Raw genomic sequence first — 10,886 nt, forward strand, 5'->3', positions numbered from 1 at the left:
CGATCAGGCAGAGGGTTTGAGCAGAACGGCGGTGCCGTACGCCGCCACCTCGCTCATCGTCCCGGCGATCTCGTTGCAGTCGAAGCGCATCGCGATGACCGCGTTCGCGCCGAACGACATGGCGTGCTGACACATCCGCATGATCGCCTCGTGCCGCGACTGGTAGAGCAGCTGGGTGTACTCGGGGATCTCCCCGCCGCCCAGCGAACGGAAACCGGCGCTGAAGTTCGAGCCGAAGCTGCGGCTGCGCACGGTCAGCCCGGCGACCTCGCCGAAGACCCGGGCGATCTCCTGTCCGGGAACGTCGTTCATGGTCGAGACCAGGATGGGGAACTGCGGTCCCGGCGGCGGGGGCGGAGGATACGGCTGCGGCGGCTGGTGCGCGGGATGTTGCGGATAGGGCGGCGGCATCGGCTGGCTCATGTGCGGGATGCTACGGCGGCAGGGCGGCCGCGTCGCTTCCGTCCGCGGCGAGATCGCCCGGAGGCCCGGAATCGCACCGACCGCCCGGTCCCGATCGGCCGGTTTCGCGTGTTCCGGGACTGTCGTGGCGGAGTTCGTCCTTGCCTGTTGAGCATTCGACCGACAGAATCCGAAGAGATATGCAATGTTGTTATTGCGCAACGGCATTGAGAGGGAACCCACGGTGGCCGAATAGGCACCGGTAAAAGGGGGTGCGGCGAGATCATGTCGTCGAACACGTCCGAGCCCGGCGGCCGACGCGCCCGCCCGGGCCAGGTCGGGGCCGAACGCGTGCCCACGTGGCCCGGGATGATCTCCGCCGACGAGCCGCCGCCGCGCCGGGAACGCGACCGGCATCGGACCCACCGCGATCGACGCCGTGCCCGGCGCGGCGCTCGGCGCGCGTGGCTGGTCGGCGGTGCCGGGCTGGCCGCCTCGCTCGCCGCGGCCGCGCTGGTCCTGGTCTACACCGACGCGGCGTCGGCTCCTCGGCAATCGGCCACGGTAGCGGACCCGGTGCTCGGCGGCGGTCCCGGCTGTGAGCCGACCCGGGGCGCACAGTTGGTGCGCGGCAACGGGACCGGCTCCACGGCCTCGGGGCCGGACGTGATCCTGGCCTTCCAGCACGCCTACTACGCGACCCGGTCCGGAGCGGTAGCGCGATCGTTGACGGCGCCCGACGCCGTGGTGCCGCCGGTCGCCGTGATCGATGCGGGCATCGCCTCCGTCCCCACCGGAACGCAGCACTGCGTCATGATCACCCCCATGCTCGACGGACGCTACGACGTGGTCATCACCGAGTTGCGCCCCGACGCCACGAGCCGCACCTACCGGCAGTTCGTCACCGTGGTCACCGCCGACGGCGGATCCACCATCGCCAAGATCACCGCACCGAACTGAGTCCGATCTCCCTTTCGAGCGCGGGGACTTTCGTTACGATGCCACTGCCGGGGCGGTCGATCGGCGCGAAATGCGGTGCATAAGCGATCGATTCCAAGGGGAGGTCGTCGGTGGTGTTCGCACGGTGGTGCGCGGTTGTCGGAACCGCTCTTTCGGTGCTGCTGGCGATACCGGGCCCGCCGTCACAGGCGGAGCCGCGACTCCCGGCGGTGGCGGATCCGGCGCCGCCGGAGCAGGACCCCTTCTATCGGCCGCCCGCCGAGCTGATCGGCGCCCAGCGGCCCGGCGGAATCCTCGCCGCGCGGCCGGTCACCATCGCGAACCAGGCGCCTGGGGCGCTGGATGCCGAGGCATGGCAGATCTCCTACCGGTCGAACAACAGCGCCGACCAGCCCATCGCCGCCGTCGCGACGCTGCTGAAACCGCCCGCGGCGAACGGGAAGCTGGTGTCGCTGCACGCCGCCGAGGATTCCACCGGACTGTTCTGCGCGCCGTCCTATACCGTGCGCCGGTCGATGGGGGCCGGTCTGCTGGACGGGCAGATCGACCCGTTGCGCAGCGCTGCGGCGCTGTTGGCGCAGGGGTGGACGGTCGTGGTGCCGGATCATCAAGGGCCGAACTCGGCGTTCGCCCACGGCCCGCTGGCCGCGCGGATCGCCCTGGACGGCATCCGCGCCGCAAAGCGGTTCGGTCCGCTGGGACTGCCTGGACCGGATACCGAGGTGGCGATGTGGGGCTATTCCGGAGGTTCGGTCCCCACGTTGCACGGCGCCGAGTCGCGCAGCTCCTACGCGCCGGAGGTGAACCTGGTCGGCGTCGTCTCCGGCGGTACCGACGTCGACCTCGAGGCGCTGTCGCTGGCGGCGAACAAGGGGCCGGGCGCGGGTCTGGTCGCGGCCGCCATCATCGGTCTGGCCCGCGAGGAGCCGGAATTGGACGCCTACCTGCGGGCGAACGCGACGCCGACGGGACGGCGGTTGCTCGACGCGAAGGACAGCGGCTGCGTGCTGTATCAGGCCGCGACGGAACCGTTCCTCGACATCGACAGCCTGGTCCAGGGCGGTCTACTGCACACGCCGGTGCTGCGCGCGGTCTTCGACCGCACCAGAATGGGCAAGTCGGTGCCCGACGCACCGGTCTTCCTCTACCACGCGACCGCGGACTGGCTCGTCCCGATCGGTCCCGCCGACGCACTCGCCGCCGCCTACTGCCGCGACCCCGCCGCTCGCGTCACCTACATCCGTGACCACGCGAGCGAACATCTGACCCTCAACACCCTTGCCGAGCAGAGCGTGGTCGCTTGGCTGCGCGACCGATTCGCCGGGATACCGGTCGCCAACGGCTGCGCCGTCGCGGATATGGGGTCCATCGCGCTCGGTCGATGACGGAGTTCGCGTGACGTGTTACTCGAGGCCCGCGACCTTCCGGCAGCGGAAATCCAGATAGTTGATCATCTTCCAGAAATCCTTGAACGCCGGGTTCGTGGTCTGGCCGTGGTGGTAGCGGTAGTAGATCTGCTGGGCGATGACGGCCAGGCGGAACAGCCCGAAGACCTCGTAGAACGGCCAGTTCTCGGCGGAACGGCCGGTGCGCGCGCAATAGTGTTCGACGATCTGCGCGCGGGTCAGCATGCCGGGCAGGTGACTCGGCTGGCGGCGGGAAGCCCGCATGACCTCGTCGTCGTCCGCCTGCACCCAATAGGCCAGCGCGCCACCGAGATCCATCAGCGGGTCGCCCAGCGTCGCCATTTCCCAATCGAGCACACCGACGATCGTGCCGGAGCCCGACGGATCCAGCACCAGATTGTCGAGCCGGAAGTCGTTGTGGATGACAGTGGTGGCGACGTCCGCGGGCTGGTTGGCATCGAGCCAGGCCATCACCGCGGCGAAATCGCTGACATTGTCGGTGCGCGCGTTCACGAAGCGCCGCGACCACCCCGCGACTTGGCGGCCGACATAGCCCGCGCCTTTGCCGATTCCGGTAAGACCGGCCGCCTCGGGGTCGACCTGGTGCAATTCGATCAGGCAGTCGAAAGCCGTGGTGGACAACCGCTTCGCCTGATCGGGGGACAGGCTGGTGCCCTCCGGCAGATCGCCGCGCAGGATCGTCCCCGCCACCCGCTCCATCACGTAGAAATCGCTGCCGATCACGTCCGGATCGGCGCACCGGGCCACCATCCGCGGCACGTAGCGATAGTGCGGACGCAGCCGCTCCTGCACCAGGAACTCGCGGCCCATGTCGTGCGCGGAAGCCGCCTTCGTTCCGCTCGGCGGACGGCGCAGGATCAGGTCACGATCCGGGTAGCGCAGCAGATACGTCAGATTGGACGCGCCGCCGGAGAATTGGCGCACCTCGGGCGGCTCGCTCAGACCGGGAACCCGCTCGGCGAGCCAGGTGTGCAGGGCGGCGACGTCGAAGGCGTCCTCCGCGCGGACGGCGGTGGCCTCCGGAGCGCTCACCGGTCGGTCCCGTATTTACGCAGCTCCTGCCGGGCGATCACGCCGAGGTGCACCTCGTCGGGGCCGTCGGCGAAGCGCAGCGAACGAATGCCGGCGAACGCGCGCGCCAGCGGGAAGTCATCGGAAAGCCCCGCCCCGCCGTGCAATTGGATCGCCATGTCCAGCACCTCTTGGGTCATCCTCGGCACGACCGCTTTGATCTGGGAGACCTCGCTGCGCGCGCCGGCCAAGCCCTTGGTGTCCAGCAGCCAGGCGGTGTGCAGGACCAGCAACCGCGCCTGATCGATCGCGACGCGCGCGTTGGCGATGCGCTCGCGGTTCCCGCCGAGGTTGGCCAGCGGCTTGCCGAACGCGGTGCGCGACAGGGCGCGGCGGCAGCCCAGTTCGAGCGCGCGCTCGGCTAGGCCGATGGCGCGCATGCAGTGGTGGATGCGGCCGGGACCGAGACGGCCCTGCGCGATCTCGAAGCCACGTCCCGGCCCGGCGATCACGGCGTCCAGCGGCAGCCGCACGTCGGTGAAAGTGACCTCGCCGTGGCCGAAGGGCTCGTCCAGGTAGCCGAAGGTGGTGAGCATCCGTTCGACCCGCACGCCCGGGGTGTCCAGCGGAACCAGCACCATCGAATGCCGCTGGTAGGGGTGCGCCTCCGGGTCGGTGAGGCCCATGAAGATGACGAACTTGCAGTTCGGGTGGCCGATGCCGGTGCTCCACCATTTGCGGCCGTTGAGCACGATCTCCTCACCGTCCACCACGGCGGTCGCGGCCATATTGGTCGCGTCGGAGGAGGCCACCTCGGGTTCGGTCATGCAGAACGCCGAGCGGATCGTGCCGTCCAGCAGCGGTCGCAGCCACTGCTGCCGCTGCTCGATGCTGCCGTAGTGCAGCAGGACCTCGGCGTTGCCGGTGTCGGGTGCGTTGCAGTTGAACACTTCCGGCGCCCACCCGGAACTGCCCATCGCCTCCGCCATCGGGGCGTAGTCGACGTTGCTCAGGCCCGCGCCGAGTTCCGGATCGGGCAGGAAGAGGTTCCACAGACCCGCGTCCCGCGCCTTCTTCTTGAGCTCCTCGACCACCGGCGGAACCGCCCATGGCGATTCCCGCAGGGCGGCGGCGTGCTCCTCGTCGCGCGGCTCGATCTCGTCGCGCACGAACTGCCGCACCTGATCGGTGAGGCGGACGGCTCGATCGGAGTGCGTGAAGTCCATACCCATCCTCGAGGTCTGCTGAGCATTGCTCAACTTCCGGTCAGGTCATTGGTAGCATATTGTTGAGCATTGCTCAATAGAGGAGGGTGGATGACCGAGGTCGCCGTGGAGCCGGGCGGCCGGCGCTCGGCGGACGACCGGCGCAGGCAGCTGATCGGAATCGGCCTGGGCATGCTGATCGACCGGCCCTGGCACCGGATCACCGTCGACGCGGTCGCGCAGCAGGCGGGCATCTCGCGCGGGCTGCTGTTCCACTACTTCCCGACCAAGCAGGACTATTACGCGCAACTCGTCCGCGCCGCGTCGCAGCGATTCCTGCGCGCCACCGGCCCGGACCCCGACGCCGCGGACCCGCTCGCTTCGATGATCGCGAACTTCGTGAGCTACATGCGCAAGCGCAGCGGACCGCTGGTGGGGCTGCTGCGCGCCGCCGGGCAGGACCCGGTCCTCGAATCGATCATGGAGCGGATGCACGACGAACTGACCGATCGGGTGTTCGCCGCGCTCGGCAGGCCCGCGCGGTCGACCGCCGAGCGCCTGGTGGTGCGTTCGTGGTGGGCGATGGCCGAGGACCTGACGGTGCAGTGGTTGTCCCGCGACGACATCGACCAGGACCGGCTGGACTCGTTGCTGTTCGACACATTGTCGCGGGTGCTCGACTCGGTGGACGCCGAATGCCGGGCGGATCCGCCTGCGGAGTGAGCCGCCCGGTGCGAGAAGGTTTCCGCGATTCGGCGGGCCGGAATGGCCGCGCGAAATACTTGGTGCGCGGAAATGGCGGAACGCGGTCGGCCCGGTGCCGCCGAGGGGCGAATCTCGACGGCACCGGCGTATCCGAACGCGCTGCGGGAGCGCACGCGCCGCCGCGAAGGGAAAGCGCGCCAGTTCAGCATAGAGCGATCAATGGTCTGGCGCGCGGGGAAGGAAGTGCCTGCGACCGCCGGGAAATCACGTCGCACAGCGTGTGTCGTCCGCGGCACGCCGAATAGTTTTGCGAGATGGCAAATGAACAGTTTCGCCGGTAGCGGTGGATCGACTATGAATAAACCGTGCCGTTGCCATACGTGATCACTTGTCTGCCATCGCGTCTCCCGTGCGGGGAGCGCTGATGGTCATCGAACATCCCATCGAGGACGAGGTTACACAGCTGGCGAGGCGGGTCGAGAAGGCCCGTGGACGGCTCGCCTACCAGTTCGATCCCGCGCTCACCGAGGCGCTGTCGGAGGACGAACTGTATGCCGAACGTGAGCTCGCCGAACGGATTCGCACCCAGGAGCGCGGACAGCGCTGGAAAGAGGCGCAGGCTGCCGCCGCGGCATCCGACCGCGCCAGGCAGACCACCGAAGCGATCGAGAAGGCCGACATGCGAGATCTCCTGCTCGCCCGCAAGGCGATTGCCGCGCAGCGACGCGAATCCAGCCCGCACGCGAAGCTGGCCTCGCTGTATCGGCATCGGTCCTGGTCGCTGCGCGCGCTGGCGGGTGTCGTCGCGGCGGGCATGTTGTGGTCGGCGGTCAACGTCCAGCACAACATCGCTCCCGGCGGCGCGACCGATCCGCTCTACTGGTTCAGCTACCTGCTCGAAGGCATGATCAGCGTCTGCCTGATCATCATCATGATCGGCACGAACAAAGTCGCCGAATGGGGTGTGATCGACAACCGCCGCCAGGTCGCGACGGCCGAAGTCGCCCTGCTGGCGCTGACCGTCAGCCTCAACACCTATCCCTACTTGCGCGCGGGCGCCTGGTACGACGCGGCCGTGCACGCCATCGCGCCGGTGATGATCGGTGTCGCGCTGCTCATCCACGACGCCGCGAGCGCTCGCTACGGCCTCGCCATCGCCAGGGCCACCGAGCAGGTCCGTGACCTGCCCGACCCGGCCGAGCAGATCCGGCTCACGCTGCCCAGATACCGCGCGCCGGTCGCGCCCGAGGCGCCGAGCGCTCCACCCGAACAGCGGCACTACGAACCGCCTCCTGTTGTCCCGGCGCCCCCGGAGGAGATCGTCGAGCAGGACGTGGTCGAGGTCGCCGAAATCCAGTTCCTGCCGGAGGTCTCCGACGAGCAGCCCGTGGCCACGGTGAAAGCCGAGAAGAAGCGGCCGCCGGTCGAGGCGCCCCGCAAGCCCGTGCTGCCCGAGTCCATCGAAGATCTCGACGCGATGGCGGCTTTCGACGCGCGCCCCACGTCGCCGGTGCAGGTCAAGGACACCGACGTCATCGTCACCAATGGCGGTGCGCCCGCCGCCAACGGGAAGAAGCTCGCTGCGAACGAGCCCGCACCGGTATCGGCCGCGAAGGCCGAGTCCCGGCCGGCCGCGCGCGTGCCCGCCGAAGACTCCGCGGCGAAGGTGGTCGTCCGGCAGACGCCGCCGGCCAAGCCGCGTACGCCGGTGGCCGAGGCGGAGGTCTCGACGGCCGAGATCCCGGCCGTCACCCGGCAACCGCTGGCGGACAGCAAGAGCGACAGCTCGACGCCGGAGCCGAAGAACGGCAAGGACAGCCCCGCGCCCGACGTCGCGCAAGCGCCGACGGCTCGCCCGCCGGACATCTACGACACCGGTTCGTTCCGCGTCGCCGACATCCTCGAGCAGGAACTCGCCGAACTGCAGGCCGAACGCCGCCGCGCCCGCACCAGCAGGCAGCGTTCCGCCTCCACCGCGGGTCGCGAGTCCTAGCGAGTACGCCCCCCGGTAAGGATGCCCGCCGGCGCACCACGCGCCCGGCGGGCATCGGCGTCTTCCGGTCGGCGCTGGGATCGTCAGGATTCCGGGTCGGACAAAGGCGCTGTCTTCGCCCACTCCGCCCACTCGGCGAGGGCGTCGTACAGTCGGACCGCGGCTTCGACCGTGACACGCATCGAGCGGGTCTGCGGGGAGTCGCCGAAGTCCCCGCGGTCTTTGGCGTTCGCGTACTCGCGGTAGATTTCCGCCTTCTCCCGGTAGAACCGGGCTTCCCTGGTGAGGTGCGCCTCCAGTTCGTCGGAGTTCAACAGCCAGAAGAACAACGAGCGCAGGACCGGTTCCAGACGGATGGTGTGGTCCACATCGACGTGCACCAGCCAGCGGCGCAACTCGGCGACGCCGTCGTCGGTGATGCGGTACTCCTTGCGCCGGCGCGGGCCCTCCGCCGCCGCCTCGACCAGTCCTTCTTCCGCGAGCCTGGTCAGCTCCCCGTAGATCTGGGGATGCTTGGCGGGCCAGATCGCGCCGAGCATCTCCTCGAATCGGCGCGTCAGGTCGTAGCCGCTGCCGGGCTGGTCGGCGAGAAGTCCGAGTAACCCGTGACGCAGTGACATCGACGCTCCCTATTCCGTGATCGGTGGCCCGGCTGGAGCGTACCTCTGTCGTTCTGCCGTAGTTCACCGTCTTGACTGTTCCAACATGTAGATTTATACATGTTGCAAGGAACATGTGGTTGCCTACTTATGGAGGCTGATATGACGACTCAGGGTTCGAAGGCGGTGCTGATCACCGGTGCGGGCGGCGGAATCGGTTCCGCCACCGTCGAGGCATTCGCCGCGCGGGGCTACCGCGTCTACGCCGGAGTGCGGACGCTGCGAAACGCCCCCCGGTTCGGGCACGCGAACGTCGTGCCGGTGGAACTCGATGTGACCGACAGCGCGGGCGTTCGCCATGCGCTCGACGCGGTCGCGGCCGACCGTGGCCCAGCCGGGTTACAGGTGCTGGTGAACAACGCGGGCGTCATCGTGCAGGGGCCGCTGGAGCTGGTCCCCGACGCGGAACTGCACCGGCAGTTCGACATCAACGTCTACGGCCCGCACCGGGTCCTGGTGGCCGCACTTCCGCTGTTGCGGGCTGGCGGCGGCCGGGTGATCAACATCAGCGCGGCGAGCGCTCGCACCGCGATGCCGTACCTGGGACCGATCTCGGCGAGCAAGGCCGCGCTCGAATCGTTGTCCCACGCGGCACGCGTCGAGCTCGCGCCCTGGGGCATCCCGGTCTCTGTGGTGGAGCCGGGCGCGCTCGAGACGACGATCTTCGCCAAGGCCGAATCGGCGGCGCGCGAAGCACTCTTGCTGGCCGACGCCGACCGTGTCGAGCTCTACCGCGCACAATTGGCCGCCGTCGATAAGGCGCTGGCGGAACAGAAGACACGGCCGGTCGGCACGGTGGTCGACGCGATCGTGCGGGCAGCCGAGGCCAGGCGGCCCAAAGACTGCTACGTCGCGAGTTCGGACGCGCGCATGCTGCGGATGCTCGCGTATCTGCCTTTCCGCCTGCGCGATCGGGTGATCGCCGGTGCATTGGGCTTGGGCAAATCCGACGTAGCGGCCGGAGCGGCGCGATGAGCCGGATCGTGTTCGCCGGAGCCACGTCCGGGCTGGGACGGCAAGCGGCACTGCGGCTGGCGAAGGACGGCCACGACCTCGTGCTGGTCGGCCGCGACGCGGACAAAGGCGCGCGGCTGGCTCGCGAGACCGGTGGCCGGTTCGTGCGCGCCGATCTGGCGGTCTCGACGGGTATCGACCACGTCGCGGAGCAGGTCGCCGAGCGGTTCGACGGCGTGGACATCTTGATCAACAACGCCGGTGTCATGACGCCCGAACGTCGCGTGACCGGCGAGGGAATCGAGCTGAATCTCGCCGTCCATCATCTCGCGCCGTTCTCCCTGACCGGACGACTGCTGCCGTTGCTGTGTCGCGGCGGCGGCCGGGTGGTCAACGTCAATTCCGAAGGCCACCGGCAGTCGATGTTCCGCGCGGGCCCGGTGCGCATCGACTTCGACGACTTGCCGTGCGAGCGGAACTTCGACCCGTTCGTGACCTACAGCCGTACCAAGTTGGCCAACCTGTTGTTCACCTACGAACTGCGTCGCAGGTACCCGCAATTGACTGTGGCCGCATTGCATCCCGGCTTCGTGCGCACCGACCTCGGCCGAGAATTCCCACGGGCGCGGGTGGCGATGCTGCACCTGACGGCATTGTCCGCGCGGCAAGGCGCCGCGCCGGTCGTCCACCTGGCGACGACGCGGGATCTGGTGAACGGGGCCTATTACAACCGCTTCACCGAGACGCGCAGCTCGGACGCGTCCTACGACCGGGATACCGCGCTGCGGCTGTGGGAGGTGACCGAACGGCTGCGTGGCCCGTTCGCCGCCCCGGTTCGGGATCCCTCGCTCGACTGCTGAGAGCGGATCTGCCGAGGGCAGCAGGGGAACGGTCCGGCGCCACGCGTGCGGCACCGTGGAGCCATGGCTCACGGTGACAAGACTCCGATGTTCAGCTGGCGGGCACGCGAGCAACTGCTCAGTCGCCGCATCGTCGTGCTCGACGGCGCGCTCGACGACGACAACGGGACGCTGCTGATGACCCAGCTGCTCACGCTCGCCGCCGAGGATCCCGAGGCGGGTATCTCACTGTGGATCCATTCGCCGGGCGGATCGGTCCCCTCGATGCTCGCCATCCGCGACGTCATGCGGCTGGTGCCGTGCGAAGTCTCCACGCTCGCGCTCGGATTGGCTTGCAGCGCGGGACAATTTCTCTTGTCGTCGGGCACCGAGGGTAAACGTTTCGCGCTGCCGCACGCCCGGGTGCTGATGCACCAGGGATCGGCGGGCATCGGCGGCACGGCCGTCGACGTCGAGGTCCAGGCCGACGATCTGCGCTACACCGTGGACACCGTGCTCGGGATCATCGCCGAGGACACCGGCCAGCCGTTCGATCGGATCTACGAGGATTCGCTGCACGACCGATGGTTCACGGCCGCGCAGGCCAAGGAGTACGGCTTCATCGACCACATCGTCGACTCGTTCGGGCAGGTCGTCCCGCAACGCCAGCGAATCGGGATCTCGGCATGATCGGTCAGCCCCGGAGGCGGCAGCGCAGCGTGACCACGGAG

General features: G+C 68.9%; 11 protein-coding genes. 7 read left to right on the forward strand and 4 right to left on the reverse strand.

Annotated features, from left to right (window positions below):
* Window positions 1-3 precede the first annotated feature (3 nt).
* Complete coding sequence (locus ABZW96_RS17570) at window positions 4-327, reverse strand: YbjQ family protein (protein WP_355075979.1); 324 nt, start codon at window positions 325-327, stop codon at window positions 4-6.
* 360 nt (window positions 328-687) lie between these two features.
* Here ABZW96_RS17570 and ABZW96_RS17575 point away from each other — a divergent pair, with 360 nt between their 5' ends.
* Together ABZW96_RS17575 and ABZW96_RS17580 are read left to right on the forward strand one after the other, a co-directional pair.
* Window positions 688-1,362: a hypothetical protein gene (locus ABZW96_RS17575; protein WP_355075758.1), complete on the forward strand. Its 675-nt coding sequence runs from the start codon at window positions 688-690 to the stop codon at window positions 1,360-1,362.
* A 110-nt stretch (window positions 1,363-1,472) separates the two neighbouring features.
* Window positions 1,473-2,747, forward strand: coding sequence for a lipase family protein (locus ABZW96_RS17580; RefSeq protein ID WP_355075759.1), 1,275 nt, complete (start codon window positions 1,473-1,475; stop codon window positions 2,745-2,747).
* An 18-nt stretch (window positions 2,748-2,765) separates the two neighbouring features.
* Here the strand turns inward: ABZW96_RS17580 and ABZW96_RS17585 are convergent, their stop codons facing one another.
* Window positions 2,766-3,821 (reverse strand): phosphotransferase family protein, encoded by a 1,056-nt coding sequence (locus tag ABZW96_RS17585; RefSeq protein ID WP_355075761.1) that lies wholly within the window; start codon window positions 3,819-3,821, stop codon window positions 2,766-2,768.
* On the reverse strand, window positions 3,818-5,026 hold the full coding sequence (locus ABZW96_RS17590) for an acyl-CoA dehydrogenase family protein (protein WP_355075763.1): 1,209 nt from the start codon (window positions 5,024-5,026) through the stop codon (window positions 3,818-3,820). Before ABZW96_RS17590 ends, ABZW96_RS17585 begins: the two co-directional genes overlap by 4 nt.
* A 90-nt stretch (window positions 5,027-5,116) precedes the next feature.
* On the opposite strand from ABZW96_RS17590, the gene ABZW96_RS17595 reads away from it, so the two are divergent.
* Together ABZW96_RS17595 and ABZW96_RS17600 are read left to right on the forward strand one after the other, a co-directional pair.
* Complete coding sequence (locus ABZW96_RS17595; RefSeq protein ID WP_355075765.1) at window positions 5,117-5,728, forward strand: TetR/AcrR family transcriptional regulator; 612 nt, start codon at window positions 5,117-5,119, stop codon at window positions 5,726-5,728.
* 406 nt (window positions 5,729-6,134) lie between these two features.
* Window positions 6,135-7,703: a hypothetical protein gene (locus ABZW96_RS17600; protein ID WP_355075766.1), complete on the forward strand. Its 1,569-nt coding sequence runs from the start codon at window positions 6,135-6,137 to the stop codon at window positions 7,701-7,703.
* Window positions 7,704-7,786: 83 nt separating this feature from the next.
* Here the strand turns inward: ABZW96_RS17600 and ABZW96_RS17605 are convergent, their stop codons facing one another.
* Window positions 7,787-8,323: a helix-turn-helix transcriptional regulator gene (locus tag ABZW96_RS17605; RefSeq protein ID WP_355075767.1), complete on the reverse strand. Its 537-nt coding sequence runs from the start codon at window positions 8,321-8,323 to the stop codon at window positions 7,787-7,789.
* 141 nt (window positions 8,324-8,464) lie between these two features.
* Between ABZW96_RS17605 and ABZW96_RS17610 the strand changes: the two genes are divergently transcribed.
* The 3 genes from ABZW96_RS17610 (at window position 8,465) to ABZW96_RS17620 (ending at window position 10,845) form a co-directional block, all read left to right on the forward strand.
* Window positions 8,465-9,337, forward strand: coding sequence for an SDR family NAD(P)-dependent oxidoreductase (locus ABZW96_RS17610; RefSeq protein WP_355075769.1), 873 nt, complete (start codon window positions 8,465-8,467; stop codon window positions 9,335-9,337).
* Window positions 9,334-10,176 (forward strand): SDR family NAD(P)-dependent oxidoreductase, encoded by an 843-nt coding sequence (locus tag ABZW96_RS17615; RefSeq protein WP_355075771.1) that lies wholly within the window; start codon window positions 9,334-9,336, stop codon window positions 10,174-10,176. The genes ABZW96_RS17610 and ABZW96_RS17615 overlap by 4 nt, the downstream gene beginning before the upstream one ends.
* A 63-nt stretch (window positions 10,177-10,239) precedes the next feature.
* Window positions 10,240-10,845 carry an ATP-dependent Clp protease proteolytic subunit gene (locus ABZW96_RS17620; protein WP_355075773.1) on the forward strand — a complete coding sequence of 202 codons (606 nt, stop codon included), beginning with the start codon at window positions 10,240-10,242 and terminating at the stop codon, window positions 10,843-10,845.
* Window positions 10,846-10,886 lie beyond the last annotated feature (41 nt).

It is taken from the genome of Nocardia sp. NPDC004168 (assembly GCF_040610355.1).
Classification (GTDB): domain Bacteria; phylum Actinomycetota; class Actinomycetes; order Mycobacteriales; family Mycobacteriaceae; genus Nocardia; species Nocardia sichangensis.